Source organism: Stutzerimonas stutzeri (genome assembly GCF_002909485.1).
Lineage (GTDB): Bacteria > Pseudomonadota > Gammaproteobacteria > Pseudomonadales > Pseudomonadaceae > Stutzerimonas > Stutzerimonas stutzeri_AH.
On the sequence record NZ_PPXG01000005.1, the window covers coordinates 141311 to 159622 of the forward strand.

At 60.4% G+C, this 18312-nt stretch carries 18 protein-coding genes and 3 tRNA genes; 15 read left to right on the forward strand and 6 right to left on the reverse strand.

Features of this window, described 5'->3' with window-relative positions:
* The first annotated feature begins 74 nt into the window (after positions 1–74).
* Positions 75–479, forward strand: a complete 405-nt coding sequence (locus CXK91_RS13350) for a RidA family protein (protein WP_103456620.1) — start codon at positions 75–77, stop codon at positions 477–479.
* Between the two features lie 6 nt (positions 480–485).
* Here the strand turns inward: CXK91_RS13350 and modC are convergent, their stop codons facing one another.
* The 3 genes from modC to modA are packed head-to-tail and all read right to left on the reverse strand — an operon-like array spanning position 486 to position 3023.
* Complete coding sequence (gene modC / locus CXK91_RS13355; protein ID WP_103456621.1) at positions 486–1583, reverse strand: molybdenum ABC transporter ATP-binding protein; 1098 nt, start codon at positions 1581–1583, stop codon at positions 486–488.
* A complete protein-coding gene (gene modB, locus CXK91_RS13360; RefSeq protein ID WP_103456622.1) occupies positions 1580–2260 on the reverse strand; it encodes a molybdate ABC transporter permease subunit in 681 nt (226 codons plus the stop codon). The genes modC and modB overlap by 4 nt, the downstream gene beginning before the upstream one ends.
* A gap of 4 nt (positions 2261–2264) precedes the next feature.
* Entirely contained in the window at positions 2265–3023 is a 759-nt protein-coding gene (gene modA, locus CXK91_RS13365; protein WP_103456623.1) for a molybdate ABC transporter substrate-binding protein, read from the reverse strand.
* 147 nt (positions 3024–3170) lie between these two features.
* On the opposite strand from modA, the gene CXK91_RS13370 reads away from it, so the two are divergent.
* Positions 3171–3719, forward strand: a complete 549-nt coding sequence (locus CXK91_RS13370; RefSeq protein ID WP_103456624.1) for a glutathione peroxidase — start codon at positions 3171–3173, stop codon at positions 3717–3719.
* Positions 3720–3764: 45 nt separating this feature from the next.
* Here the strand turns inward: CXK91_RS13370 and CXK91_RS13375 are convergent, their stop codons facing one another.
* Together CXK91_RS13375 and CXK91_RS13380 are read right to left on the reverse strand one after the other, a co-directional pair.
* The gene (locus CXK91_RS13375; RefSeq protein ID WP_103456625.1) at positions 3765–5087 is read right to left on the reverse strand and encodes an OmpP1/FadL family transporter; all 1323 of its coding nucleotides are present in this window, start codon (positions 5085–5087) and stop codon (positions 3765–3767) included.
* A 195-nt stretch (positions 5088–5282) separates the two neighbouring features.
* Complete coding sequence (locus tag CXK91_RS13380; protein ID WP_103456626.1) at positions 5283–6128, reverse strand: sulfurtransferase; 846 nt, start codon at positions 6126–6128, stop codon at positions 5283–5285.
* Between the two features lie 140 nt (positions 6129–6268).
* Here CXK91_RS13380 and rnd point away from each other — a divergent pair, with 140 nt between their 5' ends.
* The 11 genes from rnd (at position 6269) to CXK91_RS13435 (ending at position 15612) form a co-directional block, all read left to right on the forward strand.
* Positions 6269–7393 (forward strand): ribonuclease D, encoded by a 1125-nt coding sequence (gene rnd, locus CXK91_RS13385; RefSeq protein ID WP_103456627.1) that lies wholly within the window; start codon positions 6269–6271, stop codon positions 7391–7393.
* A complete protein-coding gene (locus tag CXK91_RS13390) occupies positions 7390–7683 on the forward strand; it encodes a YcgL domain-containing protein (RefSeq protein WP_103456628.1) in 294 nt (97 codons plus the stop codon). Before rnd ends, CXK91_RS13390 begins: the two co-directional genes overlap by 4 nt.
* Positions 7684–7786: 103 nt before the next feature.
* On the forward strand, positions 7787–8236 hold the full coding sequence (locus CXK91_RS13395; RefSeq protein ID WP_103456629.1) for a YcgN family cysteine cluster protein: 450 nt from the start codon (positions 7787–7789) through the stop codon (positions 8234–8236).
* A 73-nt stretch (positions 8237–8309) separates the two neighbouring features.
* Positions 8310–9530, forward strand: coding sequence for a hypothetical protein (locus tag CXK91_RS13400; protein WP_103456630.1), 1221 nt, complete (start codon positions 8310–8312; stop codon positions 9528–9530).
* A 49-nt stretch (positions 9531–9579) separates the two neighbouring features.
* Positions 9580–10596, forward strand: a complete 1017-nt coding sequence (gene ltaE / locus CXK91_RS13405) for a low-specificity L-threonine aldolase (protein WP_103456631.1) — start codon at positions 9580–9582, stop codon at positions 10594–10596.
* Positions 10597–10767: 171 nt separating this feature from the next.
* Positions 10768–13392: an alanine--tRNA ligase gene (gene alaS / locus CXK91_RS13410; protein ID WP_103456632.1), complete on the forward strand. Its 2625-nt coding sequence runs from the start codon at positions 10768–10770 to the stop codon at positions 13390–13392.
* Between the two features lie 128 nt (positions 13393–13520).
* Positions 13521–14759, forward strand: a complete 1239-nt coding sequence (locus tag CXK91_RS13415; RefSeq protein ID WP_103456633.1) for an aspartate kinase — start codon at positions 13521–13523, stop codon at positions 14757–14759.
* A gap of 180 nt (positions 14760–14939) precedes the next feature.
* Positions 14940–15125, forward strand: a complete 186-nt coding sequence (csrA, locus tag CXK91_RS13420; RefSeq protein ID WP_003283978.1) for a carbon storage regulator CsrA — start codon at positions 14940–14942, stop codon at positions 15123–15125.
* A 61-nt stretch (positions 15126–15186) separates the two neighbouring features.
* Positions 15187–15277: transfer RNA gene (locus CXK91_RS13425), tRNA-Ser, on the forward strand.
* A 110-nt stretch (positions 15278–15387) separates the two neighbouring features.
* A tRNA-Arg gene (locus CXK91_RS13430) sits at positions 15388–15464 on the forward strand.
* 71 nt (positions 15465–15535) lie between these two features.
* Positions 15536–15612, forward strand: a tRNA-Arg gene (locus tag CXK91_RS13435).
* 54 nt (positions 15613–15666) lie between these two features.
* On the opposite strand, the gene CXK91_RS13440 is transcribed toward CXK91_RS13435, so the two are convergent.
* Positions 15667–16149, reverse strand: coding sequence for a DUF4124 domain-containing protein (locus CXK91_RS13440; protein ID WP_103456634.1), 483 nt, complete (start codon positions 16147–16149; stop codon positions 15667–15669).
* A gap of 345 nt (positions 16150–16494) precedes the next feature.
* Between CXK91_RS13440 and mgtE the strand changes: the two genes are divergently transcribed.
* Together mgtE and CXK91_RS13450 are read left to right on the forward strand one after the other, a co-directional pair.
* Positions 16495–17925 (forward strand): magnesium transporter, encoded by a 1431-nt coding sequence (mgtE, locus tag CXK91_RS13445; RefSeq protein WP_103456635.1) that lies wholly within the window; start codon positions 16495–16497, stop codon positions 17923–17925.
* A gap of 139 nt (positions 17926–18064) precedes the next feature.
* Positions 18065–18307: an OadG family protein gene (locus CXK91_RS13450; protein ID WP_103456636.1), complete on the forward strand. Its 243-nt coding sequence runs from the start codon at positions 18065–18067 to the stop codon at positions 18305–18307.
* Positions 18308–18312 lie beyond the last annotated feature (5 nt).

The following is an 18312-nucleotide window of genomic DNA, read 5'->3' on the forward strand; positions in this document are numbered from 1 at the left end:
TATCCAGCGCCTTGCGACTTCTACAGTGAGGCCTTCATTCAACGGGTCGCTCCGACCCTTGCTGGAGGTTGCACATGACACCGCGTGACGTTGTTTTTCCGCCTGGCCGCCAGGCGCTCTACGAGCGCAATCGTTATTCCCCGGCCATCCGTGCCAATGGCTTGCTGTTCGTCTCCGGCCAGGTCGGCAGCCGCGAGGACGGCTCACCCGAGCCGGAGTTGGAGGCGCAGGTCCGGCGCGCCTTCGATAACCTGAACGCGATTCTGCAGGCGGCTGGCTGCACCTTTGACGACGTCATCGATGTCACCGTGTTCATGGTCGATCCGCAATCAATCTTTGAGCGGGTCTGGAGCGTCGTGCCCGAATACTGGGGCGCTGCACCGCATCCGACGCTGACGGCCGTTGGGGTCACCTGGCTTTACGGCTTTCAGTTCGAGATCAAGGTGATCGCCAAGCTGCCGGAGTCGACCGAGACTTGATCCGCCTCAGCCCAGCAGCGCCACCGTCTTGATCTGCGCCCAAAGCGCCTGACCGGGCGTAATGGCCAGCTGATCGGCCGAACGTCGGGTGATGCGTGCCAGCAGCGGCGTGCCGCCGGCATCGAGGCGGATCAGTACGTGGGCCGGCGTATCGGCCGCGACCATCGCCTCGACCCGAGCGGGGAGCAGGTTTGTGATGCTGCTACCTTCGGCTCGTTGCAGCGCCAGGCTCACGTCCCGCGCATGCACGCGGAAGCGCAGGCGTTGGCCCAGGGCTTCCGGTCGCCGCGACACCAGCACTTCGCCGCCGGGAAAGCTCAGTCGGGTCAGGTGATACTCGGCATCATGCCCGGCAATCTCGCCATCGATCACCACACCGGCGTCATCGCTGAAGGCGGTCGGCAGGTCAAGTCGCGCCAGCGTCTCGCGCAGTTCGCCCTGCGCGATGGCTCGGCCCTGTTCCAGCAGCACGACGTGATCGGCCAGCCGCGCCACTTCGTCCGGCGAGTGACTGACGTAGAGCACGGGAATATCCAGCTCGTCATGCAGCCGTTCCAGATACGGCAGAATCTCGTTCTTGCGCTTGAGGTCGAGTGCGGCCAGTGGTTCGTCCATCAGCAGCAGGCGCGGGCTGGTCAGCAGTGCGCGGGCGATGCCGACGCGCTGGCGTTCGCCGCCGGACAGCCGGTCGGGCATGCGTTCGAGCAGATGGTCGATACCCAGCAGCGCTACCGCCTGATCCAGCGCCACACGGCGCTCCGCCGCCGCCACGCGACGCATGCCGAACTCCAGATTGCGCCGCACCGACAGGTGGGCGAATAGGTTGGCCTCCTGAAACACATAACCGATTGAGCGGCGATGCGGTGGCACGAACAGGTTCTGCGCGTTGTTCTGCCAACGTTCGCCATTGACGGTCAGCTGGCCCTGACCTGAGCGCTCCAGGCCCGCCACGCAGCGCAACAGGGTGGTCTTGCCCGAGCCGGAATGGCCGAACAGCGCGGTCACCCCGCGGCCGGGCAGCTGCAAATCGACATCCAGGCTGAAGTCGGCATAGTCGAGGCGAAAACGTGCCTGGATTCCGCTGTTGCTTGCAGCGTCGCTCATCCGCGCCACCCTTGCTTCAACCGGCTGCCATAAAGTACCAGCAGCACCAGAAATGAGAACAGCAGCATGCCGCCAGCCAGCCAGTGCGCCTGGGCGTACTCCATGGCTTCGACATGATCGTAGATCTGCACTGAGACCACGCGCGTTTGGCCAGGAATGTTGCCGCCGATCATTAGCACCACGCCGAACTCGCCGACGGTATGGGCAAAACCGAGGATGCTGGCGGTGATGAACCCGGGGCGGCCGAGTGGCAGAACCACACTGAAGAAGGTGTCCCAGGGGCCGGCGCGTAGCGTAGCGGCGGCTTCCAGCGGGCGCTCGCCAATGGCTTCGAAGGCGTTCTGCAATGGTTGCACCACGAACGGCAGCGAGTAGAACACCGACCCTACCACTAGTCCGGCAAAGGTGAAGGGCAGGGTGCCCAGGCCAAGACTCTGGGTGAATTGGCCGATGAAGCCATTAGGTCCCATCGCCACCAGCAGGTAGAAGCCGAGCACCGTCGGCGGCAGTACCAGCGGTAACGCGACCACAGCCCCGATCGGACCCTTCATGCGCGAGGTGGTGCGTGCCAGCCACCATGCGATGGGTGTGCCGACCAGTAGCAGGATCAGCGTGGTTACGCTGGCCAGTTTGAAGGTCAGCCAGATTGCTGCAAGGTCCACGCTATCCAGCGGCATGCCGCTACTCCAGCCCGTAGCCGTAGGACTGGATCAGCTCGCGGACCTGCGGCTGGGCCAGGTAATCCATCAAAGCCCTGGCAGCCGGATTGTCCTTGCCCTTGGTCAGCAGCACGGCGTCTTGACGAATCGGCGAGTGAAGGTCGGTGGGCACGATCCAGCCCGAGCCGGCGGCGATCTCGCCATTCTTAGCCACCTGCGAAAGCGCGATGAAGCCGAGCTGCGCGTTGCCACTGGCGACGAACTGGTAGGTCTGGGCGATGTTTTCACCCTGCACCAGTCGGCTGCGCAGTTTATCGGCGAGGCCCAGATGGACCAGCGTTGACTGAGCGGCAGCGCCATAGGGCGCCGTCTTTGGGTTGGCTACGGCGAGGTGGCGGAAATCGCCGGCCTTCAGCCGCTCAGGACCATCCTTGATCAGCCCGGCAATGGCCGACCACAGTACCAGCCGACCCACGGCATAGGTAAAACGACTATCGGGTACGGCCGCGCCTTCCTGCTCAAGCCGTTGCGGCGTGGTGTCATCCGCTGACAGCAGGACCTCGAACGGTGCGCCATTGCGAATCTGGGCGTAGAACTTGCCGCTAGCGCCGAAGGCAAGGCGTGCCTGATGGCCTGTGTCGCGCTCGAAGCGTGCTGCAATCTCCTGCATCGGGGCGGTGAAATTAGAGGCGACCGCTACCTGTACTTGCGCCGCGAAGGCATCGCCGAAGGGCAGCAGGAGGAGAAACAGTGCATAACGGAGTGCTTGAGATAAATACATGCGGCCTCGTTCGGTGCATAGCGACTGGGCGCATCATATTGCAGTTTGGCCGTGCAGTGATTGACCGGACGCGCCTCAGCCTGCAAGACCATTGTCGTCGGCACGGGTGCGGAGTAGCGTTGTGAGCCCGCGACCGGAGAACTGGCCATGAATATCACTCGTCCACTGGCGGCACTGATGCTGGCCTTTGCCGGCGCCTCGGCAGTTGCCGCCGAATGCCCGGCCCTGCTGCAGCACGAACTGCCCAAGCTTCGTTCCAAGGAAACCGTCGATCTGTGCAGCCAGTTCAAGGGCAAGGCCCTTGTTGTGGTCAACACCGCCAGCCATTGCGGATTCACCGGGCAATTCAAGGGGCTCGAAGCGCTCTATCAACGCTACAAGGATGACGGATTGGAGGTGCTCGGCGTGCCCTCGGACGACTTCTTCCAGGAGGCCGACGACGAGGCCGAGACGGCAGAGGTCTGTTACGTGAACTACGGCGTGACCTTCACCATGACACAGACTCAGCCGGTGCGAGGGCGAAACGCTACACCGTTGTTCCGCGAGCTTGCCGAGCAAGCAGGCAAGGCGCCGCGCTGGAATTTCTACAAGTATGTGGTCGATCGTGAGGGGCGCGTCGTGGCGCATTTTTCCAGCAAGGTAACGCCGGATGATCCCCGCCTGATCGCTGCGGTCGAGAAAGCGTTGGCGCGCTAGAACGAAAAAGCCCCGGCGAACCGGGGCTTTTTTGTCATTGCTACGTTAGAAGCGGTAGCTCAGAGCTGCGCCGAAGCCGTGGGCTCGGTTCTTGAAGGTCGAATCGTAGTTCGCTTCAAGGGCGCCGCCCTGATAGGTGCGGCTACGGTTGATGTCCACTTCTTCCTCCCGCAGATAGGAGTAGGCCAGATCCACTGTGACGTCGTCACTTGGACTCCAGGCCAGGCCGAAGCTGATCGCGGTGCGATCGCCAGTCGGGATGCGCGGCGAACGATGCAGGTTGTTGGTCGGGCTTTGGTCGAAAGCCAGGCCGGTACGCAGGGTCCACTCACGATTCAGCTTGTAGGCTGCGCCGATGGCGTAAGACCAGGTGTCATGCCAATCCTGCTCTTCGACGATGGGCGCAAGGTTGCCTTGTAGCGGGCCAGGAATGCCGTCGTTTTCGATGATGATGGCTTCGAAGCGGCTCCAGCGCGTCCACATGGCACCGCCATACAGCGTCCATTGGTCGTTGAGTTCGTGGGTCAGCGAGACGTCCACCGACTCCGGGGTGTCGAGATCAAGGGATGCGTCATATTTGCCCGATGCACCGGCTACATCGAAGCCTGCGCCGGATAGCTTGGTATCGCCTTCGAGTGTGTAGGCAACCTTGGAATGATAGGTGATACCTGCACGAGTCTGCGGAGTGAACTCGTAGAGCAAGCCTGCGTTGAAGCCAAGCGCAGTATCGTTACCGGTAACTTTCACGCGCCCGTCGTTGGAGCCCAGAGGGCCGACAGGGTTTGGCGAGTTGCTTTGCAGTTCGCCATCGATGCGGTTGATAGTCGGGCCGAAGCCGATCGACAAGTGATCATTGAAGCGGTAGCTGACCGTGGGCTGCACGGTGATCACGCGCACTTCACTGTAGTTGCCGAAATAGCGCCCCTGATAGCCGCTCTCGTAATCAGTGACCAAGCCGAACGGCACGTAGATGCCAACCCCGACGGCCCACTTATCGTCGATCGGTTTGACGTAATAGCCCATCGGCACGGCAGTGAACGGGACCATGTCTCCGTCATTGCTACCGCTGTAGGGCAACGTATTGCCCCCTAGTGCCGGGCCGGAAAACGAACCGGAATTGTTCTTGATATCCGTCTTCGCATGAATCGCCGCCATACCGAAGCTGACTTCTTCGCGCTTGAGACGAGACATGCCGGCCGGGTTGCCAAAGAGGGTGGTGGCGTCGTCGGCGGAAGATGAGCGGCCTGCGAAAGAGGTCCCCATGCCGCTGATGCTCTGTTCATTGAGGGCAAAACCGGCCGACATGGCCTGGGTGGACAAGGCGCCTACGGCTACCGCGAGCGCGGTCTTCAACCATGTTGTTTTCATTGTTCTACTACTCCGGGATGAAAGCGGGTCGGAACCTAGCAACTTTTTCGGACAGGTAGCAAGACAATGAATTGCAATTTTTCGTAAAGATGACGACTAACGGTCGTGAAAACAAATGTAACGTCGCTGAAACTGTTCGGGCGTTTTGTGACTGGCTGGACACGCTGCGCATGGGCGCAGCGGGGTGCTCGGTTATCAGGCGCGAGGGCGGTCCGGATTGGTTATCCACTCGCTCCACGACCCTGGATACAGCCTCGCCAGCGGGTAACCGGCCAGGCACAGTGCAAATAGGTTGTGGCAGGCGGTGACGCCGGAGCCGCAATAGGCCACAGCGGCTTCGGGCGGGTTGCCGCCGAGCTGCTGAGCGAACCTGTCTTGGAGTTGCTCGGTCGAGAGAAAGCGACCCTTGGCGTCCAGGTTCTCGGTGAACGGTACGCATATCGCGCCAGAAATATGCCCGGCAACCGGGTCGATGGGTTCCACTTCGCCGAGAAAGCGTGGCAGTGCACGGGCATCGAGCAGTGTCAGCTCGGGGCTATCCAAATGCTCCTGCAGCCATCTGGCATCCACGGTCATGCTGGTGTCGGCAGTACCGGAAAAAGTGCCGGGCTTGCTCGCTGGTATCGCGTCGTCCTGCCGCAAACCGGCTTCCTGCCAGGCTTTCAATCCGCCGTCGAGAAGGTAGATACCGTCGCGTTTACTCAGCCACATCAGCAACCACCACGCTCGCGCCGCGAATGCGCCAGGCCCGTCGTCATAGAGCACCACGTCACTGTGCTCATCGAGCCCCCATTGCCGCAAGCGTGTCAGCAACCGCTGTGGGTCGGGCAGTGGATGCCGGCCAGTTACGCCAGGAACCACCGGGCCGGACAGGTCCTTTTCCAGATCGGCGAAGTGGGCGCCGGGGATATGACTTTCCTGATAGCTGCGTTCGCCATAGGCCGGATCTTCCAGGGCGAAGCGGCAATCGAGGATCAGCAGGTCGGGCTCATGCACGCGCTGGGCGAGCTCTGCGGCGGTAATGAGTTGGGCGAGTGGCATCGAACGACTCCGGAGCGGATTGTTGCTCAACACTACCAGCGTGTGCGCCGGCCATGAATGCCCCGGTGGATCGGATGCTCGATATATACTGCGCGCCTCGTTCGGCCGCGCGCCGGTCGTCAGCCGAAAAGGAGGGCCGTGTGGCCATCGAAACTCAATGGGTTCTGGATGATGAGCATCTGACCCGCCTGTGCGCCGAATGGCGCCAGCTGCCCTATGTGGCGGTGGATACCGAATTCATGAGGGTCGATACCTTCTATCCCATTGCCGGGCTGGTGCAGGTCGGTGATGGGCGGCGCGCCTATCTGATTGACCCACTTAGCGTGCGTGATTGGTCTGCGTTTGCCGGCGTACTGCAAGATCCGGCCGTAGTTAAGGTGCTGCATGCCTGCAGTGAGGATTTGGAAGTGCTGCTGCGCCTGACAGGCAGCCTGCCACTGCCGCTATTCGATACACAGCTGGCGGCTGGCTACCTGAATATTGGCTTCTCCATGGGCTATTCACGGCTGGTGCAGGCGGTTCTTGGCATCGAGCTGCCTAAAGGCGAGACGCGTTCTGATTGGCTGCAGCGGCCCCTGAGCGAAATGCAGGTGCAGTACGCCGCCGAGGATGCCCAGCATCTGGCTGAGCTGTACGAAGCGTTGTTGCCGAAGCTGTCCGACGACAAGCGCGCCTGGGTGCTGGAGGATGGTGCGGAGCTGGTGGCCAATTTGCAGCGTGAGTCCGATCCGGAAGAGGCCTATCGCGACGTCAAGCAAGCCTGGCGACTCAAACCCCAACAGCTTGCTGTACTTAAAGTGTTGACCGCCTGGCGCGAGCGCCAGGCGCGCATTCGCAACCAGCCGCGTAATCGCGTGCTGCGCGAGGCCAGCCTATGGCCGCTGGCGCGTACGCAGCCACGTGATCTGGTGGCGCTCGCGCGAATTGAAGACATGCATCCGCGTACCGTGCGTCAAGACGGCGAGGCGTTGCTGGAGATGATCCGGCAGGCGGCAGCGACGCCCGAGCAGGACTGGCCGGCTCCGCTGCCGGAGCCGTTGCCGCTGGAGGTGTCGTCCATATTGAAGAAGCTGCGTGCGGTCGGTCAGCGCGAAGCGCAGACGCTGGATATTGCACCGGAGCTGATGCTGCGCAAGAAAACGCTCGAAGCGCTGCTCAAAACTGGCTATCCCGACGGCCCCTATCAACTGCCTGATTCGCTGCGTGGCTGGCGCCGTGAGCTGATGGGGCAGGCTCTGCTCGAAGTTCTGGAAAAACAATCATGAAGTTGATCTGCTCCATCTACAAAAGCCCGCGCAAGGACGGCATGTACCTTTACGTGGAAAAGCGTGAGGCGCTCAAACGTGTTCCTGAAGGGCTGCTCGTCGCATTCGGTCCGCCGCAGTTGGCATTCGAAATGGTGTTGACGCCTGCGCGACAGCTGGCACGCGAAGATATTGCCACGGTGCTTGCCAACATCCAGACGCAGGGTTATCACCTGCAGATGCCGCCGGCCGAGGATGACTACATCGAGCATCTGCCGGAGGAACTGCTGCGTCGTAATGATCCGATGTAACCCGCTGCCCGACGGGCCGGTCTGGTACGGTCCGCCTGCCGGCTATTGGCCGGGTATCCGCCAGTAGCTAGACTTGCCCGTTTTATCGGTAGTGACATCCCTCATGGCAGCAAAAGTCGAACCCTTCTGGAAGCGCAAGTCCCTTGCCGAGCTCGACCCTGGCGAATGGGAGTCGCTGTGCGATGGATGCGGCCTCTGCTGTTTGCAGAAGCTAGAGGACGAGGAGGACGGTGCCGTGTATTACACGCGTATCGCCTGCAAGTTGCTCGATCTGAAGACTTGTCAGTGCAGCGACTATCCCAATCGACGTGCCAGCGTGCCGGATTGCATTCAGCTCAATGCCTCCGACGCGGCGCAGTTCAAGTGGCTACCGCCCACCTGTGGCTATCGCCTGGTGGCAGAGGGCAAGGATCTGCCGCTTTGGCATCACCTGGTCTGTGGTGATCGCGAAGCGGTTCATGTCGAGCGGATTTCCCAGGCGGGCAGAATGCTGGCCGAGGGCAGCGTGCCTGAGGAGCACTGGGAAGATCACCTGATTTTTCGTGCCGGTTGAATCTAAACTTCGTTCGCATCGTCTCAAGACCAGCGTACCCCTCGCGCTTATCCGATCCGTGGAGTTCTTTTCGATGCTTGCTCGACTGCTGTCGCTGTTTGTCCTTGTCCTTTTTTTCAATGCTCACGCCCAGGCAGCCAAGCGCGTCGATCTGGACTATCACGTTCGCTTTCTACCGGAAGAAGATCAGGCCGTCGTGCAGCTGATCCTGGAGAAAGGCGAGGTGGTCCGGCGCCTGGAGTTCAACCTGGGTAAGGACGGTTACTACAGTGACTTTGAAGCGGACGGTCAATGGCAGCAGGAGACGCCGGAGCGGGGCACCTGGAGGCCGTCTGAGGGCAAATCGCGACTGAGCTACCGCGTACGCATCAGTCACCCCCGTAGCAACGGGCGCTACGATGCGCGGATGACCAGCGATTGGGCGCTGTTTCGCGGGGACGACCTGGTCCCCGCGGCGCGGCTGGATCAGGTCGATGGTGTAACCCTGGTGTCACGCATCACCTTCGAACTTCCCGAGGGCTGGAAGAGCATCGAAACCGGCTGGCCGCGGATCGGCAAGAACCGCTTTCGCGTGGACAACCGTGAGCGCTTGTTCGACCGTCCGACCGGCTGGATGTTGGCGGGCAAGCTCGGTACCCGTCGCGCCCGTCTGGGCGAAACCGACGTCACCATCGCCGCGCCGATTGGTGAGGGGGTTCGAAGGATGGATATGCTCACCATGCTGACCTTCGTCTGGCCCCAGGTGCAGAACGTTTTTCCTCGCGATCCGGCAAAGCTGCTCATTGTCGGTGCGGGCGATCCGATGTGGCGTGGCGGTCTCTCCGGCCCCAACTCGCTGTACATGCATGCCGACCGCCCGATGGTCAGCGAGAATGGCACCAGCTCGTTGGTGCACGAGCTGGTTCACGTCTTCAGTCGCATCAAGGATAAGGATCGTAGCGACTGGATCAGCGAAGGGCTGGCGGAGTATTACGCCATTGAGCTGGTAAGGCGTGCCGGCGGCATGAGCGAGGACCGGTATCAGGCCGTACGTGAACACCTGACCAAGTGGAGTCGCAAGGTGGACAGCCTGCGCACCGAGCATTCCACCGGCCCGGTAACGGCGCGAGCGGTGCTGCTGTTACAGGAGCTGGACAAGGAAATTCGTCAGCGCAGCAAGAGCCGCCATTCGCTCGACGATGTCAGTCGAGGGCTGATGCGCATGGATGCGGTCAGCACCGATGACTTCATCGAAATGACCGAAACATTGCTAGGTGGCGGCTCCAAGGTACTCAACACGCGTCTGTTACGCTGACCGCCACATAGCATCGTCGCGGCCCTGACCTGCTTCTCGAGGAGATTTCATGACCGTCATCGATCTGCGTAGCGACACCGTTACCCAGCCCTCTGTCGAGATGCGCGAAGCGATGCTTGGCGCCGACACCGGGGACGATGTCTATGGTGAGGACCCGACCGTACGCCGGCTCGAAACGCAGCTCGCTGGTGACCTGGGCTTCGCCGCGGGAATGTTCGTGCCGTCCGGTACCATGAGCAACTTGCTGGGGTTGATGGCGCACTGCGAGCGTGGCGACGAGTACATCGTCGGGCAGCAGGCGCATACCTACAAATACGAAGGTGGCGGCGCCGCCGTGCTCGGCTCGATCCAGCCTCAGCCCATCGAAATGGAGGTCGACGGGACGCTGGATCTAGCCCGTGTTGAGGCAGCGATCAAACCCGATAATTTCCACTTCGCCCGCAGCCGCTTGCTGGCGCTGGAAAACACCATGCACGGCAAGGTTCTGTCGCTGGACTATCTGGCTGCTGCACGCGAGTTCACGTGCCAGCGCGGCCTGGCGCTGCATCTGGATGGGGCACGGCTGTTCAACGCTGCGGTGAAGCTTGGCTGCGATGCGCGCCAGATTACTCGGCATTTCGATACGGTGTCGGTGTGCCTGTCCAAGGGCCTGGGCGCGCCAGTCGGTTCGGTACTATGCGGCAGTGATGCGTTCATCGCCAAGGCTCGGCGCCTGCGCAAAATGGTCGGCGGAGGCATGCGCCAGGCCGGCATACTCGCTGCTGCTGGCCTCTACGCGCTGGAGCACAATGTCGAGCGGCTCGCCGATGATCATCGGCGCGCAGAAACGATTGGCCGCGGGCTGACAGCGCTCGGCTTTGCGGTCGAGCCGGTCCAGACAAACATGGTCTACGTTGAAATGGGAGGGCAGGCAGCGGCACTAAGCGCATTTTGCGCGCAGCGTGGCATTCGCCTGGCACCGGCGGCGCGGCTGCGCCTGGTCACGCATATGGACGTGCATGACGAGCATGTTCCAGTAGTGCTGAGCGCATTCGCCGAATTTGCCGGCAACAGCGCTCGTAGTTGACGTCCAATTGCTTGATTCAATCGCCTTAATCCCCTATACCCGGCGCGTGGGCCCGATATAATGCGGCCCTTTGCCGGCTATCCGTTTGGGTAGTTGCGAACCGGCTTTCGGTGGTCCCGCTTCGCCGTGTCGTTTTGCAGCCGTTCGGCCGCAGTCCTCTGGAAGAAATCTATGAAAAGCGCAGAAATCCGTGAAGCCTTCCTCCGCTTCTTCGAAGAGAAGGGCCACACACGCGTGGCCTCCAGTTCGCTGATTCCGGCGAACGACCCGACCCTGCTCTTCACCAACGCCGGCATGAACCAGTTCAAGGACTGCTTCCTTGGCCTGGAGAAGCGCGCCTACACGCGCGCCACCACCAGCCAGAAATGCGTACGCGCAGGTGGCAAGCACAACGATCTGGAAAACGTCGGCTACACCGCGCGTCACCACACCTTCTTCGAGATGCTCGGCAACTTCAGCTTTGGCGACTATTTCAAGCGCGATGCGATCACCTATGCCTGGGAATTTCTCACTTCCGAGAAATGGCTGAACCTGCCGCAGGAAAAACTATGGGTCACCGTCTATGCCAGCGACGACGAGGCCTATGACATCTGGACCAAAGAGGTCGGCGTGCCTGCCGAGCGCATGGTCCGCATCGGCGACAACAAGGGCGCCCCGTACGCGTCGGACAATTTCTGGGCGATGGGCGACACCGGCCCGTGCGGCCCGTGCACCGAGATCTTTTTCGACCACGGCGAGCACATCTGGGGCGGTCCGCCCGGCTCGCCGGAGGAAGATGGCGATCGCTACATCGAGATCTGGAACAACGTCTTCATGCAGTTCAACCGCACCGCTGATGGCGTAATGCATCCGCTGCCGGCACCGAGCGTCGACACAGGCATGGGGCTCGAGCGCGTCAGTGCGGTCCTGCAGCACGTTAACTCCAACTACGAGATCGACCTGTTCCAGAGCCTGCTCAATGCGGCGGCTGATGCCATCGGCTGCACCAACGACGGCCAGGCTTCGCTGAAGGTCGTCGCTGACCATATTCGCTCCTGCGGCTTCCTTATTGCCGATGGCGTAACCCCATCCAACGAAGGTCGCGGCTATGTGCTGCGCCGCATCGTTCGCCGCGCCTGCCGCCACGGCAACAAGCTGGGCGCCAACGGCAGCTTCTTCCATCGTATCGTCGCCGCTCTGGTTGCGGAGATGGGAGATGCCTTCCCCGAACTCAAGCAACAACAGGCGCACATCGAACGCGTACTGAAGAACGAGGAAGAACAGTTCGCCAAGACTCTGGAGCAGGGCCTGAAGATTCTCGAGCAGGATCTGGCCGGACTGAGCGGTAGCGTCATTCCTGGTGATGTGGTGTTCAAGCTGTACGACACCTACGGTTTCCCGGTCGACCTGACCGGCGACATCGCTCGCGAGCGCAATCTGACGCTCGACGAAGAAGGCTTCGAGCGCGAGATGCAGGCCCAGCGCGAGCGTGCGCGCTCGGCCAGCGCCTTCGGCATGGACTACAACAGCCTGGTCAAGGTCGAAGGCGAAACGCGCTTTATCGGCTATCAGGGCACATCGGGCAGCGGGAAGGTCCTGGCGCTGTTCAAGGAAGGCATGGTGGTCGAAAGCCTGAGCGCCGGGGAGGAGGGCGTCGTGGTGCTCGACCAGACGCCGTTCTACGCCGAATCCGGCGGTCAGATTGGTGACTGTGGTTATCTCGAAGCGCAAGGCTTGCGTTTCGATATTCGTGATACCAGCAAGGCCGGCGGCGCGTTTCTACATCACGGCATCGTCGACAGCGGCACGCTGCGCGTGGGTACTGATGTCGAGGCTACTGTTGACGCCTCGGTGCGCCAGGCCACTGCGCTCAACCATTCGGCAACCCACCTGCTGCATGCAGCGTTGCGCGAGATTCTTGGCGAGCACGTCAGCCAGAAGGGCTCGCTGGTGGACAGCCAGCGCCTGCGCTTCGACTTCAGCCACTTCGAGGCGATCAAGCCCGAGCAGCTCCGCGCGCTGGAAGATCGGGTAAACGCCGAGATTCGCCGCAATTCCGCTGTGGAAATCGAGGAGACCGATATCGATACGGCCAAGGCCAAGGGCGCGATGGCACTGTTCGGCGAGAAGTACGGTGACTCCGTACGGGTGCTGACAATGGGTGGAGGATTCTCGGTCGAACTCTGCGGCGGTACCCATGTAAGCCGTACCGGCGATATCGGTCTGTTCAAGATCACCAGCGAAGGTGGCGTGGCTGCCGGCGTACGGCGCATCGAGGCGGTTACCGGAGCGCCTGCGCTGGCCTACCTCAATGCCGCCGATGAGCAGCTGAAAGAGGCGGCAAACCTGGTCAAGGGCAGCCGCGACAATCTGCTGGACAAACTTGGCGGCCTACTCGAGCGCAACCGTCAGCTGGAAAAGGAGCTCGAGCAGCTCAAGGCCAAGGCCGCCAGCGCAGCCGGCAACGACCTTGCGACCTCCGCGGTCGAGGTCAAGGGCGTGCGCGTGCTTGCCGCGCGCCAGGATGGTCTGGACGGCAAGGCATTGCTGGCGCTGGTCGACCAGTTGAAGAACAAGCTGGGTAGTGCCGTCATTCTCCTTGGTGGTGTTCAGGACGATAAGGTGGTGCTCGTCGCTGGTGTGACACAGGACCTGACTTCTCGCCTTAAAGCCGGCGACCTGATGAAACAGGCAGCTGCGGTTGTGGGCGGCAAGGGTGGCGGTCGTCCGGATATGGCGCAGGGGGGCGGAAGCGACCCGGCCAGGCTGGACGAAGCGCTTGCATTGGCCCTGCCATTCGCAGAGCAGGCCCTCTAAGCAGCTCTGCCAGGTGTCGTTGACGCGCCCCATGGCGAGGATAGGCCATCCACGGCGCGTTGGGGCGTTTGGCAGTTTTCGGATTATGTGTTTAATGATCGCCCTTCACGGGCTCTAGGCGGCTAACAATGGCTTTGATCGTACAGAAGTTTGGGGGTACCTCGGTCGGCACCGTCGAGCGTATCGAGCAGGTGGCCGAAAAGGTCAAGAAATTCCGCGAGCGTGGCGATGACATCGTTGTAGTCGTCTCGGCAATGAGCGGCGAAACCAACCGACTGATCGATCTTGCCAAGCAGATCAGCGAACAGCCGGTAGCCCGTGAGCTGGATGTGATGGTATCCACCGGCGAGCAGGTGACCATTGCCTTGCTGGCGATGGCGTTGATCAAGCGTGGCGTCCCTGCGGTGTCCTACACTGGTAATCAGGTACGTATCCTTACCGACAGCGCACATACGAAGGCGCGTATCCTGCAGATCGATGCTCAACGTATTCAGCGCGATATCAAAGCTGGGCGCGTTGTGGTGGTGGCTGGATTCCAGGGCGTCGACGAGAAGGGCAACATTACGACCTTGGGGCGTGGCGGTTCCGACACCACCGGTGTGGCTCTGGCCGCCGCGTTAAAAGCTGACGAGTGCCAGATTTACACTGACGTGGATGGTGTCTACACGACCGACCCTCGAGTGGTGGCGAAGGCTCAGCGACTGGACAAGATCACCTTCGAGGAAATGCTGGAAATGGCCAGCCTCGGGTCCAAGGTGTTGCAGATCCGAGCGGTCGAGTTTGCCGGCAAATACAGCGTACCGCTGCGGGTACTGCACAGTTTTCAGGAGGGTCCGGGTACCCTCATTACCCTTGATGAAGAGGAATCCATGGAACAGCCCATCATTTCCGGCATCGCCTTCAATCGTGACGAGGCCAAGCTGACAATCCGTGGGGTGCCTGATACGCCCGGTGTGGCTTTCAAGATCCTAGGGCCGATCAGCGCTGCGAACGTTGAAGTGGACATGATCGTGCAGAACGTCGCGCACGATAACACCACTGATTTCACCTTCACGGTGCATCGCAACGACTACAACAATGCGCTTCAGGTTTTGCAGAGTATCGCTGCCGAGATGGGCGCTCGAGAAGTGATAGGCGACACTGACATTGCCAAGGTTTCCATCGTCGGGGTTGGCATGCGCTCTCATGCAGGGGTTGCCAGCCGAATGTTCGAGGCGTTGGCCAAGGAAAATATCAACATTCAGATGATTTCCACTTCGGAGATCAAAGTCTCGGTAGTCATCGAGGAAAAGTATCTGGAGCTCGCCGTGCGCGCATTGCACACCGCATTTGAATTGGATGCTCCGGCCAGCAATACTGCGGAATGACTCGCAGAAGGCGCGCTAGTACGCGCCTTCTGTCGTATTGGGCCGGGCGAAAAGGAACTTTATGTTGCAGCGCGCGGGTCAATAGCTGTTGAAAGGCTCTAGCTTCATGTTTTACGGACACTTTCCGTATTTATCTTTGCAGACTGTTTACTGAATTGAATCCGTTTTAAGGAGAAAGGAATGCTGATTCTGACGCGCCGGGTTGGAGAAACCCTGATGGTGGGTGACGATGTGACTGTCACTGTGTTGGGTGTGAAGGGAAACCAGGTACGTATCGGCGTCAACGCGCCCAAGGAGGTGGCGGTGCATCGCGAGGAGATTTACCAACGGATCCAAAAAGAGAAGGACCAGGAACCAAGCCACTAATTTTTCTGTGATTTTTGGTTTGCAAACGGGGTAAAGATGGGTATGATGCGCCCCGTGTTGCGGAGAGGTGGCCGAGTGGCCGAAGGCGCTCCCCTGCTAAGGGAGTACACCTCAAAAGGGTGTCGGGGGTTCGAATCCCCCCTTCTCCGCCATTTTGTATTCTAGGGTTTTGGTTCTCGCGACAGCCTGCTTTCATGTTAGAAAGCGCCTCGGCAAAGTGCTTGACCGTCGATCTCAACTCCCTATAATGCGCACGCTCAGCGCACTCATAGCTCAGCTGGATAGAGTACTCGGCTACGAACCGAGCGGTCGGAGGTTCGAATCCTCCTGAGTGCGCCACATTTCGAACGATTCACAGTGATACGGATCGTTCAAGTAACCAGCGGTGATCTGGTCTACCAAGCGCTTACGCACTCATAGCTCAGCTGGATAGAGTACTCGGCTACGAACCGAGCGGTCGGAGGTTCGAATCCTCCTGAGTGCGCCAAACAAGAAAGGGCCTGCAGCGATGCAGGCCCTTTTTTCGTTTCCGCTACGCTAGCTAGCGCCTGCCCAGGACGCAGCCGTGCTCGTCGAAACTGACGGTGCGTACCTGCCCGCTGCTGTCGCGGAAGCGCAGACGGTCTCGGCCGTTGCTGCTGGTGATGCTCTCCGGTTTACCCAGTGCGCTCTCAACATCACTTCGGGTCATGCCTGAGCGGATATTCCGGCCGATGATTGCGCTACGACGCTCGCTGCCGGTCACCCTGTTACCGCAACCGTCATCTTTCTCCGCCACAATGGCTAGCTCATCGCTGCGCTTGCGCGCCGTGGCCCTGTTCGCTGTAGGGGAGGCCATGGGTACTGCCTTTCCCGAACTGGGCGTCGGATTCGTTGCCCGCTGGCGTTGCTGGCTTTGCTCCACAGGGCAGCCTTGCTGGCTGAAAGTAATGTGCCCGTGCTCGTCGACGCAGCGAAACACGCTCGCCGAAAATGCGGGGTTCGCCAATAGCAGCAGGCTTGAACAAACAAATAGTGCTTTCATTCTTGTCCTCCGTGACTGAACAACTGCCTGCTCAGGCTACTCAATAAAACTGCTCGATCCATGCGTGTCTTGTCGCAGCGTGAAGACGTCGACAGATTGTCTGATCGGCTTTGGCCAGATGGGCTGCGTTTTCCGCGTGTGTGCTCGCAAGTCGCTGTAATGGCAGCACTTGAGCGCGTCTCGCTAGCCGGCGCGATGTTATGATTGCCAATCTGCCCCTGAGGGTTTGTGGAACAACCTTTCCTTATGGACTTACCCAGTAGTCGTTCACGTTTCCCGGTTGCCGATCACGTACTGATTGATTGATTTCCCCTGGCGCGCTCCCGGCCGGGGGTGGAGTGCGCCATGACAGAAGTAGAAGCAAAAAAGCCACAAGAAACCCTGCAGGACCGCCTGGCGCAGGTGGTCGAACTGCTGCAACGCCACCACCGCCTGGGTGAAGAAGACGGCCAGCAGGTGGTGCTTGGCGGTAACGAGGACCAGAGACGGATCCTCGTCGAACTGCAGCGTAAGCTCGAAGAACTGCACCCTGCGGATGTCGCCCATATCCTCGAAGCGTTACCGCTTGATGAGCGATTGACGGTCTGGCAGCTCGTCAAGGCTGACCGCGACGGCGACATCCTGCTCGAAGTATCCGACGCCGTTCGAGAAACGCTGATCGCCGACATGGACGATCACGAGCTGCTCGCCGCGGCTAAGGAAATGGATGCCGACGAGCTGGCCGACTTGGCGCCCGAGTTGCCACGCGACGTCGTTCACGAGCTGATGGAAAGCCTCGATGCGCAGCAGCGCGAGCGGGTGCGCTCGGCCTTGTCCTATGAGGAGGATCAGGTTGGTGCACTGATGGACTTCGAGATGGTGACCATTCGCGAGGACGTCAGTCTGGAGGTAGTGCTGCGCTACCTTCGCCGGCTCAAGGAGCTACCCGGTCATACCGACAAGCTCTTTGTTGTCGATTATGACGGTGTTCTCAAGGGGGTCCTGCCGATCAAGCGTCTGCTGGTGAACGATCCGGACAAGCAGGTCGCGGAGGTTATGGCCAGTGATCCGGTGACATTCCATCCTGACGAAGATGCTTACGAGGCCGCTCAGGCTTTCGAGCGTTATGACTTGGTCTCTACGCCGGTTGTCGACAAGAGCGGCAAACTGATCGGCCGTCTGACCATTGATGAAATGGTCGATCTGATTCGCGAGGAGAGCGAGAGCGAAGTCCTCAATATGGCCGGTCTGCGGGAGGAGGAGGATATCTTTGCCTCGGTCTGGAAATCCGTCCGCAACCGCTGGGCCTGGCTGGCTGTAAATCTGGTCACCGCGTTCATTGCTTCACGGGTAATTGGCCTGTTCGATGGGTCGATCGAGAAGCTTGTAGCGCTGGCTGCCCTGATGCCAATTGTCGCAGGCATTGGTGGTAACTCGGGTAATCAGACCATCACCATGATCGTGCGCGCCATGGCGCTGGATCAGGTAGGGACTGGGAACACTGCTCGCCTGCTGCGCAAGGAGGTCGGTGTCGGGCTGGTCAATGGCGTTGTGTGGGGCGGCGTCATTGGCGCTGTGGCCTGGTGGCTGTACGGCAGCTGGTCTCTGGGCCTAGTGATGACTACAGCGATGACCCTGAATCTTTTGCTGGCGGCCCTCATGGGGGTGCTGATTCCAATGACGCTCACTCGGCTGGGTCGTGATCCGGCATTGGGCGCAAGTGTCATGATTACTGCTATGACCGATAGTGGCGGATTCTTCATTTTCCTCGGTTTAGCGACAATTTTTCTCCTGTAACGGCAGTTTTCGCGCTTTATTGGGGTTTGCCTTGTTTCGTTGTTTCGAGCTAAGGTTCGGCCGTTTCGCGTGTCGCGAAACGAGTCCGAACTAACGCAGCGAATAACAAGCGGCTTGAGCTGCTGACAAGGGAACTCCGATGACCTCCAGCCAACTCCTGCTCGAAGGCGTCGAACTCATGCTATTCGGCATCGGTTCCGTTTTCGTCTTCCTCATTCTGTTGATCCTTTGCATTCGCCTGATGTCTTACCTGACCGGTCGCTTTGTCACTGCGCCGGTGCCTCAGGTAGTGGCTGCGCCTACCACAAGCGCCGCAACAGATGCGGATACTCTTGCAGCCATCCAGGCCGCGATTCATCAACACCGCGCGCGACGCGGTTGACTCTG

Coding starts and splice junctions, on each gene's coding strand:
- mgtE (WP_103456635.1), top strand. CDS start 16,495: ATGACAGAAGTAGAAGCAAAAAAGCCACAAGAAACCCTGCAGGACCGC.
- modC (WP_103456621.1), bottom strand. CDS start 1,583: ATGAGCGACGCTGCAAGCAACAGCGGAATCCAGGCACGTTTTCGCCTC.
- ltaE (WP_103456631.1), top strand. CDS start 9,580: ATGACCGTCATCGATCTGCGTAGCGACACCGTTACCCAGCCCTCTGTC.
- CXK91_RS13400 (WP_103456630.1), top strand. CDS start 8,310: ATGCTTGCTCGACTGCTGTCGCTGTTTGTCCTTGTCCTTTTTTTCAAT.
- modB (WP_103456622.1), bottom strand. CDS start 2,260: ATGCCGCTGGATAGCGTGGACCTTGCAGCAATCTGGCTGACCTTCAAA.
- csrA (WP_003283978.1), top strand. CDS start 14,940: ATGCTGATTCTGACGCGCCGGGTTGGAGAAACCCTGATGGTGGGTGAC.
- CXK91_RS13415 (WP_103456633.1), top strand. CDS start 13,521: ATGGCTTTGATCGTACAGAAGTTTGGGGGTACCTCGGTCGGCACCGTC.
- CXK91_RS13440 (WP_103456634.1), bottom strand. CDS start 16,149: ATGAAAGCACTATTTGTTTGTTCAAGCCTGCTGCTATTGGCGAACCCC.
- modA (WP_103456623.1), bottom strand. CDS start 3,023: ATGTATTTATCTCAAGCACTCCGTTATGCACTGTTTCTCCTCCTGCTG.
- CXK91_RS13370 (WP_103456624.1), top strand. CDS start 3,171: ATGAATATCACTCGTCCACTGGCGGCACTGATGCTGGCCTTTGCCGGC.
- CXK91_RS13450 (WP_103456636.1), top strand. CDS start 18,065: ATGACCTCCAGCCAACTCCTGCTCGAAGGCGTCGAACTCATGCTATTC.
- CXK91_RS13350 (WP_103456620.1), top strand. CDS start 75: ATGACACCGCGTGACGTTGTTTTTCCGCCTGGCCGCCAGGCGCTCTAC.
- CXK91_RS13380 (WP_103456626.1), bottom strand. CDS start 6,128: ATGCCACTCGCCCAACTCATTACCGCCGCAGAGCTCGCCCAGCGCGTG.
- alaS (WP_103456632.1), top strand. CDS start 10,768: ATGAAAAGCGCAGAAATCCGTGAAGCCTTCCTCCGCTTCTTCGAAGAG.
- CXK91_RS13375 (WP_103456625.1), bottom strand. CDS start 5,087: ATGAAAACAACATGGTTGAAGACCGCGCTCGCGGTAGCCGTAGGCGCC.
- CXK91_RS13390 (WP_103456628.1), top strand. CDS start 7,390: ATGAAGTTGATCTGCTCCATCTACAAAAGCCCGCGCAAGGACGGCATG.
- CXK91_RS13395 (WP_103456629.1), top strand. CDS start 7,787: ATGGCAGCAAAAGTCGAACCCTTCTGGAAGCGCAAGTCCCTTGCCGAG.